The following is a 17,144-nucleotide window of genomic DNA, read 5'->3' as shown; positions in this document are numbered from 1 at the left end:
ACAGAATCAACTCAAATGGAATCGGAAGTTACGAAATCTGCCAAACGAGGGGCGTTTCCCTTATCCCTTTTATGCCTGACGGTAGGGGCTTTTGCCATCGGCATGACGGAGTTTATTATTATGGGCCTTCTGCCGAATGTGGCCGCGGATTTGAATGTAAGCATCCCCCAAGCAGGGCAGCTAATCACGGGTTACGCGCTTGGTGTGGCGGTAGGTGCACCTGTACTTACCGTGTTCACTCACAAGATTCCGCAGAAAAAACTGCTGGTGCTGCTGATGTGTATTTTTATCATCGGTAACGCGTTGTCTGTTATTGCTCCAACTTATGGGCTGCTTATCTCGGCACGTATTCTGACGGCATTTGCTCACGGTACGTTTCTGGGTGTAGGATCGCTGATGGCAACACGATTGGTTGCACCGGAGAGAAGGGCAGGGGCGGTATCCGTCGTACTGGCTGGATTAACGATTGCCAACATTATTGGTGTGCCGTTTGGTACATTCATCGGGCAACAGCTTGGGTGGAGGTCATCGTTTGGAGCCATTACCATTCTGGGCATCATCTCATTGATGGGTATCATTCGTTTCATTCCGGTGATCCAACAGGGACCACCAGCAAACTTGGGTCAGCAATTCCGGAATCTGGTTCGCCCCCAAGTGTTATTGATATTGTTGATTGGTGCGCTCGGCTGTGGAAGTTTGTTCGCTGTGTTCACCTACATTACGCCGATGCTTGTCGATATTAGTGGTTTTGCCGAGCAGAGCGTGACCTGGATTCTGGTACTGTTCGGTGTCGGTGTTACATTGGGTAATATGCTTGGTGGCCGTCTGGCGGACTGGAGGCTGATGCCTTCCCTGATGGTTAACTTCGGTATACTGGCAATTCTGTTGGCCGCATTAACGCTGACGCTGGACAATCCGTATCTCGCGGTAATGACCATATTCTGTTGGGGCGTTGCGGCATTTGGTATTATGCCAGGCTTACAAATTCGAATCATGAATATGACCCGCGAAGCACCGCTGCTGGCGACTACGTCGAGTCATTCGGCCTTCAATCTGGGCAACGCAGGCGGTGCGTATCTAGGCGGGTTTGCAATTACGCATACGGGGCTCATCTCGGTACCGTTGTACGCAGCCGTCATTGCAGCATTTGGATTGCTTGGATTAATCCTTAGTGTGACAATGGAACGCAAAACACGCTTGCCAAAGATCGCAGAGGTTGCATAAACGACCCCAACCAAATGAAAAGACAGTCAGAAAGCCTCAATTCTCCCGCTGAACACGGAGAATTGAGGCTTTTATTTGGATTCGCACATCTCAACGTTTGCATGCTCACCTTCAGATGTTTAGAATAACTTCCCAAAGAGCTATACTTTTTAAAGGAAATGCAATGGAAAATTAAGTATTTAAATACTTTATAAGTTATTTAATGCGTTATAATAGAATGGATTGTACAAATGAAAATGTAGCATCTCATTTCGTTCAAGAGGCAGTTAAGGGAACAGACCCATATATACGGAAAGGGGGTGAAGTTCACGTTAATTATGTAAGGGCTTTCAATATACTATTTTGTGAAAGGCCAGCTTGATAATTTGTTTGCATGCACCAAAATAAAGTTGAACAGGAGAAGTGATGAGATGAAAAAACGCTTGTCTGTCATTTTAAATCTTTCCATAGCTGCTGCATTACTCGTGCCAACGATGGCTTTTGCCACTGAATCGAAGGAAGGGGTGACCACCGCCGCACTTCAGGAAATTGGAAGTGGAACTGCGAGTGTCTCGAACGACACAAATGAAAATAGCTTGACTGCAAGTGCGGTTGTACCTGCACCGCCCGGTTATGATGCATACCGTAACAACATCCCACACGGAAATATGAATCTCATCTCATATTATTCCACTACCGTTGGCAACTCACGCAAGGCTATGGTGTACACACCGCCTGGGTATTCTCCGAATAAAAAGTATAATGTTCTGTATCTTTTGCATGGTATTGGCGGGGATGAGTATGAGTGGGTTAACGCTATGAAACCAAAAAATATTCTGGACAACCTGTATTCCGAAGGCAAGCTGTCACAGATGATCGTGGTATTCCCCAATGGTCGCGCCATGAAGGATGATCGCCCGGTCGGTGACATTTTTGCCCCGGATAAAGTGGCTGCATTTGAGAGATTTGAACAGGACTTGCTCAAGGATCTGATTCCTCATATCGAAGCAAATTATCCAGTTTACAAAAATCAGAATAGTCGTGCATTGGCAGGTCTGTCTATGGGTGGCGGGCAATCCCTCAATTTTGGGTTGAAGAACCTGGATACCTTCGCCTGGGTAGGAGCTTTCTCCGCAGCACCGAATACCAAGCAAGTGTCGGAGCTGGTCACCAATCCGGGACAAGTAGTAAGTAAACTCAAATTGTTATGGATATCCTGTGGAGCGAGTGACGGTCTGTTGTGGGTCAGCCAGAATTTCAAAAACGGCTTGGGCAGCATGAACATTCCGCATACCTGGTATCAGGATGTGGGTGGGCACGAGCCGTCTGTCTGGAACAGCGGGTTGTATCAATTCTCTCAACGCATCTTTAAGTAGTCACAGGCCTTCATGTCGTTAATGTCGTTAATGACTGTCAGCCTCAGTTCTGTAGTATACAGAGCTGAGGTTTTTGGTACGTGAGTTAAGCCATCGGCTTGGTTCTTGTTTCTCCCATCCATGAATGACAGGCTCTAGTGTTGCTGAGAGCATGTTGAAGAGAGTCTTCCTTTTTTGAATCTACTACGTGCGATTCCTAAACCTCTGCCTGTGACCCAAGAGTTCGTCCTTGTTCGTATATGCGCTCAGAGACAATTGAACGTATCTTTCAGACATGCGTAGAAGATAAGAGGTGGAAATTTTCTTTATTTTCTGTTTAAATGGAAACCAACATTTTGACATTTTTAATAGTCTGATAGTTTCACACAGGGGTGAGTGCTGCCGAATCTGAGACACGTTATTTAAGGGTTTGAAGCGCCTACAGTGGGCTAAGGAATCTGAGACACGTTATTTCGGAATTGGGGTCCGTTTGTAGCGTTTTTATGATAATTTTTGGGAATAACGTGTCTGGTGTTCCTTACGTTTGAAAAAAAGGGCTTGGTGTCCCAATAAGGCGTCCTGGGTTCTTTAGAAAAAAGAGCACGGCTAACACTAACACTATTGCCTCGCTTGAGGGCTGGGGCTATGAGGGGGTCGATGACATGTTTTACTACAAAGGTGCATTCAGAGAAACGGATAATTTTATCTATTTCAAAAGCGAAGTTCAATTATCTGAAAGTGATGTCGTTATATTCGGCGAGAAAAAATATTTTATCGAAAGTGTCGAGAAAGAATTCCTACTGCTTCAAAAGGTGGGCTCCATCGTTTCAGTGAGTGTATGAAATCATCACGAGTCCATTTCCTTTTTCAAGTGTACGTGCACTTATGGGCCCCTGCCTACATACAATAAATCGACCCTGTTCCCACATGTGCTCAGGCCAGATCGTTGTAAAACTGCAGGAGGTGTCATCTGTGCCCGGATTGTTTACCGCAATTGCCCTGTTCATCAAAGAGTTAACGTTACTCGTCTCGTATGTCAAAAATAATGCATTTCCCCAGCCATTGGCTGAGGATGATGAAGCCAAGCATTTACGCCTCATGGCTGAAGGCAATGCACATTCCCGTAATTTGCTTATCGAACACAATCTGCGCCTCGTTGCGCATATCGTCAAGAAATTTGACAATACTGGCGAAGACCAGGAAGACCTGATTTCCATCGGAACGATTGGTTTGATTAAGGCGATCGAAAGTTTTCAACAAGGCAAAGGGACCAAACTCGCTACGTTTGCTGCCCGGTGTATCGAAAACGAAATACTTATGCATTTGCGCTCACTGAAGAAAACACGTAAAGACGTATCCCTTCACGATCCGATAGGAACGGACAAAGAGGGCAATGAAATCACTCTTATTGATATCCTCGGAACAGAAGCCGACGACGTTGTAGATAAGGTGCAACTCAAGATTGAAAAAAGTAAGATTTACCGCAATCTCGATATCTTGGATGATCGGGAGAAGGAAGTTGTGATTGGCCGATTTGGCCTGGAGGCAGGAGGGGAAGAGCGTACCCAACGCGAGATTGCCAAGGAACTTGGCATCTCACGCTCCTACGTATCACGGATAGAGAAAAGGGCGCTGATGAAACTGTATCACGAGTTTTATAAGGCGAAGCAATGAGATCACAAGTTACAAGGTGGTATGGATAAAATAGAGTGTATAGGAAGCGACTTGTCTGCGGATGAGTTGCTTTTTTCAGCATAAAAAACGGGATGCAGAAAGTCAACCTTGTATCGAAAACGAAATACATATGCATTTGCGCCCCCTGAAGAAAACACGCAAAGAGATTCCCATTCATAATCCTAAAAGAGGGATAGGTATTCTCTTCAGATTATTATATGATGAGTTGTATACAAGTTGGGCATCGTAGAGAGCATGTACAGAAAGAGAGTGAGTGGTTACCATGCAAGAAGAAACTTTAACACGGGGATTGAAGAACAGGCATGTGCAATTGATGGCGATTGGAGGTGCGATCGGTACAGGTCTGTTTCTCGGAGCAGGCAAAACGATACAACTGACAGGTCCATCCATTTTGCTGGCCTATATCATTACAGGGGTTGTGCTATTCCTCATTATGCGTGCGTTGGGGGAATTGTTGCTAAGCAACCTGCAGTATCATTCTTTTGTCGATTTTGTGCGTGATTACCTGGGAAATATGGCGGCATTTATTACAGGCTGGACCTACTGGTTCTGCTGGATCTCCATTGCCATGGCTGACATTACGGCTGTTGGTTTGTATACGCAATTCTGGTTTCCGAACGTTCCGCAGTGGATGCCCGGATTGATTGCGCTGGTCATTTTGCTGATCATGAATCTGGCGACGGTCAAGCTGTTTGGTGAAATGGAATTCTGGTTTGCTCTGATTAAAGTAGTAGCCATTCTCGCACTCATCGTTGTTGGTCTATATATGATCTTCAAAGGGTTTACGACGGATCAGGGTCCTGCGAGTTTCACCAATCTGTGGAGTTATGGGGGATGGTTTCCGAACGGAATGCATGGATTCCTGATTTCATTCCAGATGGTTGTATTCGCCTTTGTAGGCATGGAACTGGTGGGACTGACTGCAGGGGAAACCGAGAATCCGGAGAAGGTTATTCCGAGAGCGATTAACCAGATTCCCATCCGTGTACTGCTCTTTTATGTTGGCGCACTGCTGATTATTATGAGCATCTACCCATGGAACGCCATTGTGCCTAGTGAAAGTCCATTTGTTCAGGTGTTCGCAGCCGTAGGTATTGCGGCAGCTGCCGGCATTGTTAATTTTGTGGTGCTTACGTCTGCTGCTTCGGCTTGTAACAGCGCCATTTTCAGTACAAGTCGTATGGTGTTCTCCATGGCGAAGGATCGCAACGCACCCAAGTCGTTTACACGATTGAATAACAGGAAGGTTCCTTCCAATGCGTTGTTTTTCTCCACAATCGTTATTCTAATCGCAATTGTGCTGAACTATATCATGCCAGAGGGTGTATTTACGCTAATCACCAGTGTGTCGACAGTGTGCTTCATCTTCGTCTGGGGCATCATGGTCATCTGTCATCTCCGATACCGCCGTACCCGACCGGAACTGGCGGGTCGCAGTCGCTTCAGGTTGCCGCTGTATCCGTTTTCCAACTACTTGATTCTGGCGTTTTTGGTATTTGTGCTGGTGATACTGGCATTGGCTGAGGATACGCGTGTAGCGCTATTGGTTACCCCTGTGTGGTTCGTTCTTATGGCAGTCATGTATATTTGCAAAAAGAAAAGCGCCTAAATAAGAACATTCAAGTCGCCCATGACTCGAACTGCAATCCAAATCGTAGACACAACGTATGATTGGAGTTGCTACTAGACGATGGGCGGCTTTTTGTGCTCAGGGTTGATTTTATTTCCCCCGATTCAACCATTGGAGGATGATCTCCACAACCTCCATATATCGCTGGCCAACCAGCAATCCGGTATGTGTAGTATTCCACAGCCCTGCATATTCAGCGCCTAGCTGTTCTGCCGTCAGTTGACCTCTCCGCTCTTCGTCATCGGATTCTACGGCTTTGATGACCAGACTTGGACATGTAATTAAATCGCCATTGATGGATACACCGCCGCTTAAGCCGGATGCCGTGGAGAACGTGAGAAATGCCTGCGATGACTCCATCTGGAGATATTTACGCTGGAAAGCAATGTCTTCCGCAGTTTCGTCGATACTGCTTTGCTCCTCGCGAGCTGGGGGAGGAATGATGATGTCAGGTGTAATTTGATCACTCTTGGGATAGGGCATCAAATGATGAATTTCCTGGCTGACACTGGAATCAATGACGACCAATCCAGTTAAAGCATTCGTCTCTGCAATCTTCTGACTGAGTATTCCGCCCATGCTGAAGCCGATAAGAACAGGGGGCTCGTCGAACTCCGCCAGAACTTCCTGTATATCCTCCAGGTAATTATCAAACGTAATCTTCGTCATGTCCATTACCCGGCTTTTGTAATGACTTCTCAGATTCATGACGTAGCAGGTCCAGCCTTGTTCAACGAAGTGGGGGATATACTTGCTCCACATCCAGCTGCCTGTATATGCGCCATGAACAAACAGGAGGTGGGGCCTTTTTATTGGGTTTTCCGAGAGGGTAACCAGATCACCTTCAAATATTTCAAGATACAGATCATGTTCTCCTAACGTTTTAACCTTATGTTTGGGCAGCAATTGAGTGAAGTCGATCATAGAAAATACCTCCTGAATATTAGTTTTATATCAAACTATTAGTCCAAAAAAAATTAGAAGTTGCCATGAATTTTCATCAAAATCCGGAGCAGTTCCTTTTTCTCCCCTTCCGTAACATCCGCATAAAACGAATTCAGCATGCGCTGCGAAATATCTTCAAAGACTGGCTTTAATTCTTCGCCTTTTGCAGTCAAGGCCACATGAACAACCCGTGAATCTGTTGCATCGCGCTCTTTGACGACATAACCGTTTCGAACCAACTTGTCGACAAGCGCTGTTACCGTGGATTTATCCTTGCCAATTTTTTTGGCGATTTCGGCCATGGTCATTCGGGAATTGTTGTACAGGGCATAGATAATATCCCCATGGGAAGTGGCCAGATCCTGAATTCCCTGCTGAGCCATCTCGGATATAATGAAGCGGTTGACCTTCTCTTTAATTTTGGATATGAGTGATATAGCGTCTCTTGTTTTCATATGTGTAATATAGTTTGTTATCAAACTAATGTCAAGCCCGGATTTCAATATTGGTTTATAAAGCTTTAATCAGCTGTTCCACACTAACTTTACCTTGCATCCATCAAACGTATTTTTCCGTTTTAACAGGCTGAGTGCATCGAGCTGATACGTATCATTCTGCATACTGCTTACAGTAATTGTAACTTCCGTAGCAGGGACGAAGAACTGATCGTAGGTTACTCCACCTAAAAAGACACCTGACCAATTCCTTCAGGTGTCTTTTTAGGATGTATTTGAGGTAGATAAGGGTCAATCCGCTAAGCCCTCTTCTTTATATTTTTCTATTTCATTTACATTTACTGTATCTTCGAATCGATTGGATGCGAATGTTCATCCTGAATAACCTCTTGGAACAGTTCCTTGGACTCCATGGGCCACGTGCCTTTCTTCAGGAGAGCTTCAAGATCACCTATGGTCACCGGACGCGCATGTCGCTTGAGTACGTAGCCGAGCTGTTCGTTTGGTTCCATCGTGGCTGTTTCCAGATCGGCAAAACTTGTAATCCCTTCTTCCCTCAGTTGCATCTCCAGTTGATCCACCGTAAAGCGCATACGTTTCAGATTCGGTAGATTCAACTTCCCATCTTCCACGACGACCTTCGCTTTTCCACTCATCAGCTTTTCAAATCCATTGAATTTTAATTGTAATTGTTCAACGATAAGTAATGTGAGGATAAAAACCGATGCCGATCCGATCGCTTTGCCAAACTCATGGTTCGCGACAGGCTGTACAATCGTCGTTCCGATCGAGATCATGATGACCGTCGCGGCGACACTCATCTGCGAGATCGATTTACGTCCAGCAACCCGCAGCAGAATCATGCCGATCAGTACAAGCAAGATGGATTTCCATATCCAGTCCATTGGCTGTATTCCTTTCTGTAGCAAGTCATATGATGTTTTTCTTAGGCTGTTCTTGATCTGGAAGTGAATATACAAATGGCTTAGGACAAGAGAGGTGGATGAGGTAAATAGTCCCGACATTATAAGACCATTATACTACATCCTAAAATAAGGAAATGGCCGATATTATTATGGAGAGCTTTCATCTAACAAAATGAGGAGTGATACAACGTACAATGTATACAAACATGATACAAAAGCATCTTTCCCAAGGAGATATGGAAGGGGTCATTAAACAGATAGCATATATTGGTGAAAAGAAGGATACAACGCAATTCGCTTTCTTGATTGAACTCCTGAAATCTACGGACAACACCATACTACGCAACACAATTGCTATCGCTTTAATGGACATTGGAGATGATCGAGCAGTTGAACCGTTAATTGAAGTCATCACAGACCCCAAGACATCAGGAAGCAGAGGCACATTGCTATACGCTCTTGAGAATCTGAATTACATCGTACATATAGAGAGCATCATTCCATTTATCGGTGATTCCAGTCTGGAAGTGAGCGCGCAGTCATTCATGTTGCTGGAGCAAATAATGGATAAGTTATCGGATTTACAGAACCTTAGGTGTCAACAACTTATTGAAATGCAAATCTCACATAACCAAAGCAAGCTTTTGGAAGTAGCATTAGATATGTTGAAGAAATTGAGGTATTAGCTGTAGGAAGAAGATAAACACGCTTCTTTCAATCCCCCCTCCTGATCGTTTACAATAAGAAATTGAATGCAACAAACGAAGGAGCGGTTAAGGATGGCCAAACAGAAATACTATGTCGTCTGGGCAGGAAAGCAGCCTGGCGTATACAGCACATGGGCAGAATGCAAAGCACAGACCGATCATTTTACCGGAGCAAAATATAAATCGTATGAATCGAAAGCTGCTGCCGAAGAGGCATATCGTGCCGGATGGAAAGGAAACTGGGGGACAGGTGCCGGTGGATCGGGCACTTCTTCGAAGACCAAGTCTGGCAGCAGCGGAAGAAGCTCAGGCATGGAAACATCCGCGGAAATTGACTATGACAGCATATCTGTTGACGTAGGTACGCGCGGAAATCCGGGCCCTGTGGAGTATAAAGGGGTGGACACGCGCACGGGGGAGATAATTTTCTCCGTTGGACCGATTGCCAAGGGCACGAATAATCTGGGTGAATTTCTCGCCATTGTACATGCCCTGGCTCATCTCAAAAAAGAGGGCAGTAACAAAACGGTTTATACGGACTCCGTCAATGCGATGAAATGGTTGAAGCAAAAAGCGGTATCCACTACGCTGGCACGGGATGCCTCAACCGAAGAAATCTGGTTAATGATTGACCGAGCCGAGCAGTGGTTGCGGACCCATACGTACAACAATAAAGTACTGAAATGGCAGACTAAACAATGGGGCGAAATCAAGGCGGATTACGGCCGGAAATAACCCTTTTTCGCTACGTTTGCTTCATTATTAATTTTCTATGAGAAACGATGTTTACAATTTCCAGTTTCCATTCTATAATCAGTTCAATATGATACGTTACACATATCGGGAGGAGCCTGTCATCAGCAGGCTCTTTTATCTTTATGGACCATCGTGTCCATAGAAATGTTGAATTGAGTACACTTTGCAGGAGGCAGACATGAGTTCCATTTATAGAAGTGAAGAAGGCAAGAACAGCATACTTGAGGAATATGAAGCGTATGTTGATCAATTGGGCGAAGGTTTCACACGAGAATACGTAGAGACACGTTTTGGACAGACGCATGTTTTATTAACCGGTCCTGAACATGGCAAGCCGTTATTTATTCTCCAAGGCGGGAATTGTGTGAATCCGATGACGTTATCCTGGTTTACTTCGCTATTCAAAGAATACCGGATTATTGCACCCGATACGATCGGTCATCCAGGGTACAGTGAGGAAACGCGGATTTCGGCAAGGTTTGATAGTCTGGCTATGTGGGTTTCTGACTTGCTGGACCACTACAAGATCGAAAAAAGTGCGTTTATCGGTCCTTCCTTCGGAGGAGGAATCATCCTAAGACTGGCGACCTACATTCCGGACCGAATTGCATGTTCCGTTTTGGTAGCACCCGCTGGATTGGCCATGGGCTCCAAAATCAAAATGGCTCAGGATATCGTGCTGCCGCTCGTTACGTACAGAATGACTTCTTCTCCAACTTCTCTGCAAAAGATCGCGGATACCATGTCATGCAGCTGTATGAAAGAAATAGATAGAACAATTATCGGGAAAATCTTCAAACACGTCAGTCTGGAACAGGATATGCCCAAGCTAACAGAGCGGGAAGAGCTGGTTAACTATACGTCACCAACTCTATTACTCGTGGGGGAGAAGGATGTCTTTTTCCCGGCAGACAAGGTAATCGAACGTGCTCAGAAAATTATCTCGAATGTAAAAGCAGTCAAATATGATACTGGTCATTTCCCGTCCCAGGATGTGTTGATCCACATGAATGAGGAAATCCAACAGTTTTTACAGAAGAATTATTAAAAAGTAGTAAAGGATGGGGCGGAATTTTTTACCAGTCAGAATAAACCCAAATTAACCGCCCTGTCTGTCATAATAGTAGATGAGTGTATCCGGTTCCGTTTAAGATTGGGGATTTCAATAAGGGATAACTCTAGTATACTGCATTGTATAGCCATTTTTATGTTGTGCGCATGGATGTGATTCAATCTGCATCATTTGGTTTATATAGATGGTTGGCGATGAAACGCCTGTCCGGTTGGAACTGAATGATGCAACATGCGACAAGTCTTCCGATCGACAAGGTTGAAAAGAGGTCTGTTATGAGAAAAGATAACTCCAAAATAGCGTTGCAACGCAATGTTATTTTGAATGATACATATCAGGTAAGACAAGTACTGGCGTGCAGCGAGCTTGCCATCGTATATGCAGGTAGAGACAAGAATACAGGTGTAAAAGTTGCGATCAAGGAATTTTTCCCGCAAAGACTGGCCGCCCGTCACTCAGACAAACGGCGGGTATTCTGTTCTTCGAGAGGATTTGGTGGACAGTATCAGGAGCTTCTTGCTGCTTTCATGGTAGAAGGAGATCTGTTATCTACGCTGAATCATCCTCATATTGTTCCGTATGTGGATCACTTTGAAGCAAATGACACGGGTTATCTTGTGATGGAATATTGCACAGGAGTGACCCTGACGGAATATCTGAACGAGCGCAATCACGCGCTGGATGCAGCCTTTATTACGAAGACGTTGCTTCCGCTCGTGGACACACTGGACTATATTCACAAACAGGGAATTCTCCATCGGGACGTGAAGCCCTCCAACATTATGGTGATGGAGGATGGGACACCCAAGCTTCTGGACTTTGGTTCGGCAGCTCGCTGGCCCATGCAAACGGGAGACAAACAGGCGATCTTTACTTCCGCAGGATATTCGCCGCTTGAATTTTACTCGGAGAAATCCAATCAGGGACCGATGTCAGACATCTACAGCCTGGCGGCACTGCTTCATTATTGGACATGCGGACAACCGCCGATGGATGTAAAGCAGCGGTTGTTCCGGGACGAACTGCCATCTGTACGTAAGCATAATGAGTATGTGAGCCCGTGGCTCGCGCGTGTGATTCACTGGGGTTTGACGGTCCGCTCCGAGAAGCGCTGTGCTTCTCTGGCTTGGGTCAGAAGGTCGTTGCAGGTTCAAGCCTGGATGTGGACATTGCGTAAACCGGGCACGGTGGATTGGACTTTGTCCGAAAATGAACATACCCAGGTCTATGCCCTGGAGCCTCAGAATAAGGATGAGACGGCTTAAGGGTTAAGCCTTTTATGCCGAAACGAACAGTTACACTTAATGAGCGTATGTCGCGTATATAATACAAGAAACAAGCCAGTTCATCTTCCTTGCGAGGGGCGGACTGGCTTTTTTCTGTGCTCTTATTTAGCATGACGACAGCGATCGGAAGGTTGTTCTGGCATCGGGGTGGCACATGTAAATATTCTTTAGTTCAATTTATAAAGATATTCAGTTTGGCGCCCGCAAAAGAAAAATTATTTCTTTTTTTAATTATTTTATGGAAAAATACTTCATTCTCATTCCTGATGCTGCATATACTCCATTGGAAAGATGGAGTGATAAGTCAGGACATCGGACGCAAGCGCTGGCTCCCGTCTTACACCAAACTGAGGGGGAATGTTGCGTGACCACCAACAAAAAGGGTTTCACAGTATCTTTGCTGTTCGTCGTTATGATGTCGATGCTGCTTGCCGCCTGCGGAGGGAATGGCAATACGGCGGGTACGCCAAGTCCGACAAGCGCTGGGGGAACAGGCACAGAAGTCGACAAAGGTGCTACGACTGGAGAGCCTGTCACTCTGGAGTTTTGGACCATTGCACTGCAACCCACCTTCAATGATTACTTTAATGATCTGATTGCTAAGTATGAGAGCAGTCATCCTGGTGTGACGGTGGAGTGGAAGGACTACCCTTATGATGCGATTTCGCAGCGTTTGTTGACCAGTACGGCCAGCGGCAACAGCCCTGATGTGGTGAATCTGAACACCGAATTTGCCAGTCAGTTGGGAAGCAAGGGAGCCCTGCTGAATCTGAGCGAATACCTCACAGATGAGGAAGCGAAGAGTTATTTTGAAGGCATTTATAATTCCACGATCTTGAATGGCAAGGCTTACGCGCTTCCCTGGTACACAGGTACGGAAGTGCTGTTCATGAATACCAAGCTGGTGCAGCAAGCGGGCCTTGACCCGGCGAATCCACCCCAGACTCGGGAGGAGCTGGTTGAGTGGGGCCGTCAGGTTCATGAGAAGACTGGAGTTGCGGGATATGCGCAGCAGCTGGTCTCCAAGTTGTTCCCGATCGATGGCATCCCGATTCTGAATGAGGATAAAACTGCCGCTGCTTTCAACACGCCGGAAGCTGAGGCGATGATCGCCCAAATGCGAGATTTGATGGCCGAAGGTGTGGTACTGAAGGAGGATGCGGAATTTAGCAAGCAGATCCAATACTTTTCCGGCGAGCAGGTCGCTTTCCAATTGTCGGGGCCAACCTTTATCAATTTCATTAAGAAGTCTGCGCCGGATGTTTACAAGAATACGATTGCTGTACCGCTTCCAACGGGCAAAGCCAACTTGCGACTCTCCAACTCCATGAACCTCGTTGTGCCGCAGAAGTCCAAGAATCCCGAGCAGGCTGTAGAATTTGCCGCTTTTATTACCAATTCCGAGAATCAGACTGCCTTCTCCAAGGTAGCCAACACATTGCCGTCGAGCAAAGCCTCCATTCAAGATCCGTTCTTTACGGAATCCAACGGTTCGCTGGAAGCGGAAGCAAAGGTCGCTTCTTCCCAGAGTCTCGACAAAGCGACGGATTATATGGTCGGTGTCCCGAGTGCTGCAGATATCAACTCCGCACTGACGCGGGGGCTGCAGGAAATTCTGATGAATGGAGCAGACATTAAAGAGACACTGAATGCTGTGGAGAATGAAGTGAACAATATCCTGAGCCAGGGCTCTTAAACAATCGCGGAAAAGCTTGTGGTGGGGGAGTTCGTTCTCCCCTCGATCCTTGAGGAGAGGGAGGCATAACGGGGTGTATAAGGCGATTCGATCCGAATCTTTTACCGCATGGGCGTTTATGGCACCAGGCTTATTGTTTTTGGCGGTGTTTACCTTTTGGCCGATTATTTACGGGATACCGCTCTCATTCACCGATTATTCTGTTATTACGGAGACGCATTACGTAGGACTGGATAACTTCACTCGTGCATTCAAAGATCACAACTTTCTGGTTTCGCTGTGGAATTCGCTGGTGTATGTGCTGATTGTACCCGTGATTCAACTCCTCTCCATCTTAATGGCGATTCTGGTCAACAGCCGGATTCCGGGTGTCAAAATGTTTCGGGCTGCCTACTATATACCGGTTGTAACCTCAATGGTTGCCGTGGCGCTGATCTGGAGCTGGCTCTTGGGCAATAATGGCGTGGTCAATTATCTTCTGCTGAAGGCAGGCGTTCTCAGCGAGCAGGTCTCATGGCTCTCTACGAGCAGTACGGCGTTGTATGTTTTGATGTTCATCACCATGTGGAAAGGCCTGGGCTACTACATGATGCTGTATCTGGCAGGACTTCAGGGCATTCCTGCTGATCTGTATGAAGCAGCCCGGGTGGATGGGGCCGGGCCGCTGAGAATGATTGTTCACGTAACCATTCCCTTGTTGCGGCCGCATATTCTGTTTTGTACCTTAATCTCGGTAATGGGGGCGATCCGCGTGTTCGACGAGGTCTATATTTTGACCAAAGGCGGACCGGGAACATCCACGTTGACCTCAAGTGTTTATATTTTTCAAAAAGGGCTGGAGCAGTTTAACTTTGGTTATGCCTCGGCACTTGGATTGATTGTCAGTGTGTTAGTAGGGGCGCTTAGCGTGCTGGTGTTCCGTCTGAACCGGAAAGGCGGGGTGAATTCCTATTGATTCTGAGTACACTTTCGTCTAAAAAAATGAAAACATGTCTTCGCTATGTGATCACCTATGTGCTGTTAATCCTGCTTGCCTTGTTCATGATGGGTCCTTTCCTGTGGCTGCTTAGTGTATCGCTTATGCCGGGTCGCAATGTGTTCGCCAATCCGCCAGCGATCCTGCCTACGTTCATCGCATTCGACAACTATGTGCAGGTGTGGGAGTTCATGGAGTTTCCGCGCTACATTATGAATACCGTAGTCATCACCCTGCTTGGTGTGGTTTTCAACATTGTTTTGTCCTGTCTGACGGCATATCCGCTGGCGGTTTTCCGGTTCAAGGGAAGGAATCTGGTATTTACGCTGCTGATCTCGACCATGGTTATTCCGTCGGCAACGGCCATGATTGTGCATTATTTGACCATACAGGCCTTCAATCTGGGCAATACGTTTCTTGGGGTGGTGCTTCCAGCTGCGGTGTCGGTGTTCAACATCTTTCTGATGCGGCAGACTTTCTTGGGCATACCGGTGGATATCAGGGATTCTGGCAAAATGGATGGAGCCTCCGAGTTTCGTATCTTCGTACAGCTCGTCATGCCACTGGTCAAACCGGGCATTGCCGTCATCGGCTTGCTGGAGGTTATGGCATTCTGGAACAATTTCCTGTGGCCGATTGTAGTGCTGGATGATCCGCAGAAATATCCGCTGGCAGCAGCACTTACGTATCTGAACGGTCAGTTCTCATATAACTTTGGCTGGATTGCCGCCGGAACGATGATTTCGGTGCTGCCCATTATCATTGTGTTTCTCTTCACACAGAAATACTACATGGAAGGCATTGCAGGTGCGATTAAAGGATAGAGCCAACGAGATACGAAGATGACCGGACCCCAAGCACAGAAAGGGTGATCACATTCATGCCAAAGCAGTATAAGCTAGCACTTGTCCCGTTGGATGAACGGCCTTGCAATTATAATTTCCCTTATTTATTGGCCCATGGGACAGAATTCACAGTGGAACGTCCACCCTTGGAAAAGATGGGACTCAAGAAACGCCCTGGTGATGTGGACCAGCTCTGGTCCTGGTTCGAGGAAAGCTGTACAGGGGCAGACGGTGCTGTTGTCGCGCTGGATACACTTCTATATGGCGGTATTATTCCATCGAGACTGCATGAGCTGAAGCCGGAAGAACTGACCGAACGTCTGGAGCGACTTAGGGGAATCAAGGAACGTCATCCTCAGCTGACCTTATACGCGTTCCAACTGATTATGCGCTGTCCGCAATATTCCCTGTCGGATGAAGAACCGGACTATTATGCGGATTGGGGGCGGGAAATCTTCCGCAAGGGTTTCATCAGCCATCGGCTGGAACTGGGGATTGCGACTGACGAGGAGATCGCCGAACTGAATGATATTGATACCCGGCTGCCAGCCAAGGTGCTGGAGGATTACCTTCGGCGAAGGGCGATCAATATTGCAGCGAACCAACAGGTGATGGCTCTGGTAAAGGAAGGAATTATCGATTTCATGATTGTTCCGCAGGATGATTCAGCGCCTTATGGTCATACGGCGAAGGATCAAGAGAAGGTCCGGGCAAGCATTACTGCTCTGGATCTGGAGCTTAAGGTCTATATGTATCCAGGAGCAGACGAAGTGGGCTGCGTACTGCTTACCCGGATGATGAACAAGACCCGCGGCCGAATGCCGCTTGTGTATCCCCGCTTGTCGTCTGTGCAGGGAGCGTTTGTTACGCCGCTGTTCGAGGATCGATTTTTCTATGAGACCCTGAAGTATCAGATTCTGGCCGCAGGCGGGCTCATTGCATCAAGTGCAGATGAAGCGGATCTGATTCTGCTGATCAGTACACCGGGTGAGACGATGGCAGAGGCGGTATCGCAGCAGCATTCTTTTTACAGTTATGATGTGTACCGGAACCTGATGGAATTAATTGAATACGGGGATTATCTGCTCCGATGCAAGGGGAAACCGACTGCAGTTGCGGATGTCGGGTACGCCAATGGCGGTGATCAGAAGCTGGTCAAGATGCTGCGGCAAAAAGACATGTTATTCGATCTTGCCGGATATGCGGCCTGGAATACCAGTTCCAATTCGCTCGGGACCGTCATCTCGCAGGCCATGATCTATCTGATCTATGGGCGTACACAAGAACATCTTGATTTTCTGGCGCTGCGGTATGCCGAAGATGTCTGCTATTGTTCAGTTGTGCGGGGAGAACTGAGTAATGGCCCGGTGCAGGAGATGGGGTATGGCAAATATCTGCTGGATGGGCCACACGGCCGTATCGCTACCCGAGTAGAGGAACGGCTGCGTCAGGAGCTTGCTGTACGAATAGACAGTTCTTCTGGGAGTGTAGAGATTACCAATTGTTACATGCCGTGGAACCGGATGTTCGAAGTTGGGCTCTCTGTACGGTTTGTTCCTGCCGCCCCTGGGCTGAAGAATTAGATGATGAGAGAGAA

At 46.8% G+C, this 17,144-nt stretch carries 16 protein-coding genes; 13 read left to right on the top strand and 3 right to left on the bottom strand.

Annotated features, from left to right (window positions below; all coding sequences use genetic code 11):
- The first annotated feature begins 15 nt into the window (after positions 1 to 15).
- The 5 genes from JNUCC31_RS05705 to JNUCC31_RS05685 all read left to right on the top strand — a co-directional run bounded on the left by JNUCC31_RS05705 (position 16) and on the right by JNUCC31_RS05685 (position 5,862).
- Positions 16 to 1,224 (top strand): MFS transporter, encoded by a 1,209-nt coding sequence (locus JNUCC31_RS05705; RefSeq protein ID WP_192272791.1) that lies wholly within the window; start codon positions 16 to 18, stop codon positions 1,222 to 1,224.
- A gap of 410 nt (positions 1,225 to 1,634) precedes the next feature.
- Positions 1,635 to 2,579: an alpha/beta hydrolase gene (locus JNUCC31_RS05700; RefSeq protein ID WP_192269309.1), complete on the top strand. Its 945-nt coding sequence runs from the start codon at positions 1,635 to 1,637 to the stop codon at positions 2,577 to 2,579.
- Between the two features lie 641 nt (positions 2,580 to 3,220).
- Complete coding sequence (locus JNUCC31_RS05695; protein WP_192269306.1) at positions 3,221 to 3,400, top strand: hypothetical protein; 180 nt, start codon at positions 3,221 to 3,223, stop codon at positions 3,398 to 3,400.
- Between the two features lie 130 nt (positions 3,401 to 3,530).
- Positions 3,531 to 4,232, top strand: a complete 702-nt coding sequence (gene sigK, locus JNUCC31_RS05690) for an RNA polymerase sporulation sigma factor SigK (RefSeq protein WP_064636235.1) — start codon at positions 3,531 to 3,533, stop codon at positions 4,230 to 4,232.
- A 283-nt stretch (positions 4,233 to 4,515) separates the two neighbouring features.
- Positions 4,516 to 5,862: an amino acid permease gene (locus tag JNUCC31_RS05685; RefSeq protein WP_192269303.1), complete on the top strand. Its 1,347-nt coding sequence runs from the start codon at positions 4,516 to 4,518 to the stop codon at positions 5,860 to 5,862.
- Between the two features lie 111 nt (positions 5,863 to 5,973).
- On the opposite strand, the gene JNUCC31_RS05680 is transcribed toward JNUCC31_RS05685, so the two are convergent.
- The 3 genes from JNUCC31_RS05680 to JNUCC31_RS05670 form a co-directional block, all read right to left on the bottom strand.
- Positions 5,974 to 6,807: an alpha/beta hydrolase family protein gene (locus JNUCC31_RS05680; protein ID WP_192269299.1), complete on the bottom strand. Its 834-nt coding sequence runs from the start codon at positions 6,805 to 6,807 to the stop codon at positions 5,974 to 5,976.
- A gap of 53 nt (positions 6,808 to 6,860) precedes the next feature.
- Positions 6,861 to 7,283: a MarR family winged helix-turn-helix transcriptional regulator gene (locus tag JNUCC31_RS05675; protein ID WP_192272789.1), complete on the bottom strand. Its 423-nt coding sequence runs from the start codon at positions 7,281 to 7,283 to the stop codon at positions 6,861 to 6,863.
- Between the two features lie 338 nt (positions 7,284 to 7,621).
- Positions 7,622 to 8,188: a DUF421 domain-containing protein gene (locus tag JNUCC31_RS05670; protein ID WP_192269296.1), complete on the bottom strand. Its 567-nt coding sequence runs from the start codon at positions 8,186 to 8,188 to the stop codon at positions 7,622 to 7,624.
- 227 nt (positions 8,189 to 8,415) lie between these two features.
- On the opposite strand from JNUCC31_RS05670, the gene JNUCC31_RS05665 reads away from it, so the two are divergent.
- From JNUCC31_RS05665 to JNUCC31_RS05630, 8 genes are all read left to right on the top strand, one after another.
- Positions 8,416 to 8,895, top strand: a complete 480-nt coding sequence (locus JNUCC31_RS05665) for a HEAT repeat domain-containing protein (protein WP_228469533.1) — start codon at positions 8,416 to 8,418, stop codon at positions 8,893 to 8,895.
- Positions 8,896 to 8,988: 93 nt separating this feature from the next.
- Entirely contained in the window at positions 8,989 to 9,651 is a 663-nt protein-coding gene (gene rnhA, locus JNUCC31_RS05660) for a ribonuclease H (RefSeq protein ID WP_192269290.1), read from the top strand.
- A 199-nt stretch (positions 9,652 to 9,850) separates the two neighbouring features.
- A complete protein-coding gene (locus tag JNUCC31_RS05655) occupies positions 9,851 to 10,720 on the top strand; it encodes an alpha/beta fold hydrolase (RefSeq protein ID WP_192269287.1) in 870 nt (289 codons plus the stop codon).
- A gap of 299 nt (positions 10,721 to 11,019) precedes the next feature.
- Positions 11,020 to 12,009 carry a serine/threonine protein kinase gene (locus tag JNUCC31_RS05650; protein WP_192269284.1) on the top strand — a complete coding sequence of 330 codons (990 nt, stop codon included), beginning with the start codon at positions 11,020 to 11,022 and terminating at the stop codon, positions 12,007 to 12,009.
- Between the two features lie 385 nt (positions 12,010 to 12,394).
- Positions 12,395 to 13,726, top strand: a complete 1,332-nt coding sequence (locus JNUCC31_RS05645) for an ABC transporter substrate-binding protein (protein ID WP_228469532.1) — start codon at positions 12,395 to 12,397, stop codon at positions 13,724 to 13,726.
- Positions 13,727 to 13,799: 73 nt separating this feature from the next.
- Positions 13,800 to 14,681 carry a carbohydrate ABC transporter permease gene (locus JNUCC31_RS05640; RefSeq protein WP_192269281.1) on the top strand — a complete coding sequence of 294 codons (882 nt, stop codon included), beginning with the start codon at positions 13,800 to 13,802 and terminating at the stop codon, positions 14,679 to 14,681.
- A gap of 26 nt (positions 14,682 to 14,707) precedes the next feature.
- Positions 14,708 to 15,526 carry a carbohydrate ABC transporter permease gene (locus JNUCC31_RS05635; protein WP_192272785.1) on the top strand — a complete coding sequence of 273 codons (819 nt, stop codon included), beginning with the start codon at positions 14,708 to 14,710 and terminating at the stop codon, positions 15,524 to 15,526.
- Between the two features lie 56 nt (positions 15,527 to 15,582).
- Entirely contained in the window at positions 15,583 to 17,130 is a 1,548-nt protein-coding gene (locus tag JNUCC31_RS05630; protein WP_192269278.1) for a DUF4127 family protein, read from the top strand.
- Positions 17,131 to 17,144 lie beyond the last annotated feature (14 nt).

The sequence above is a fragment of the Paenibacillus sp. JNUCC-31 genome, assembly GCF_014844075.1.
Taxonomy (GTDB): Bacteria; Bacillota; Bacilli; order Paenibacillales; family Paenibacillaceae; genus Paenibacillus.
Note: the sequence above shows the minus strand (reverse complement) of the source record. Positions and strands in the feature narration are given on the sequence as shown.

Bases quoted from the DNA above. Each gene is read 5' to 3' on its own strand.
- JNUCC31_RS05680 (WP_192269299.1), bottom strand. From the start codon at position 6,807: ATGATCGACTTCACTCAATTGCTGCCCAAACATAAGGTTAAAACGTTA.
- JNUCC31_RS05670 (WP_192269296.1), bottom strand. From the start codon at position 8,188: ATGGACTGGATATGGAAATCCATCTTGCTTGTACTGATCGGCATGATT.
- JNUCC31_RS05685 (WP_192269303.1), top strand. From the start codon at position 4,516: ATGCAAGAAGAAACTTTAACACGGGGATTGAAGAACAGGCATGTGCAA.
- JNUCC31_RS05700 (WP_192269309.1), top strand. From the start codon at position 1,635: ATGAAAAAACGCTTGTCTGTCATTTTAAATCTTTCCATAGCTGCTGCA.
- JNUCC31_RS05705 (WP_192272791.1), top strand. From the start codon at position 16: ATGGAATCGGAAGTTACGAAATCTGCCAAACGAGGGGCGTTTCCCTTA.
- rnhA (WP_192269290.1), top strand. From the start codon at position 8,989: ATGGCCAAACAGAAATACTATGTCGTCTGGGCAGGAAAGCAGCCTGGC.
- JNUCC31_RS05695 (WP_192269306.1), top strand. From the start codon at position 3,221: ATGTTTTACTACAAAGGTGCATTCAGAGAAACGGATAATTTTATCTAT.
- JNUCC31_RS05635 (WP_192272785.1), top strand. From the start codon at position 14,708: ATGAAAACATGTCTTCGCTATGTGATCACCTATGTGCTGTTAATCCTG.
- JNUCC31_RS05675 (WP_192272789.1), bottom strand. From the start codon at position 7,283: ATGAAAACAAGAGACGCTATATCACTCATATCCAAAATTAAAGAGAAG.
- JNUCC31_RS05665 (WP_228469533.1), top strand. From the start codon at position 8,416: ATGATACAAAAGCATCTTTCCCAAGGAGATATGGAAGGGGTCATTAAA.
- JNUCC31_RS05630 (WP_192269278.1), top strand. From the start codon at position 15,583: ATGCCAAAGCAGTATAAGCTAGCACTTGTCCCGTTGGATGAACGGCCT.
- JNUCC31_RS05655 (WP_192269287.1), top strand. From the start codon at position 9,851: ATGAGTTCCATTTATAGAAGTGAAGAAGGCAAGAACAGCATACTTGAG.
- JNUCC31_RS05650 (WP_192269284.1), top strand. From the start codon at position 11,020: ATGAGAAAAGATAACTCCAAAATAGCGTTGCAACGCAATGTTATTTTG.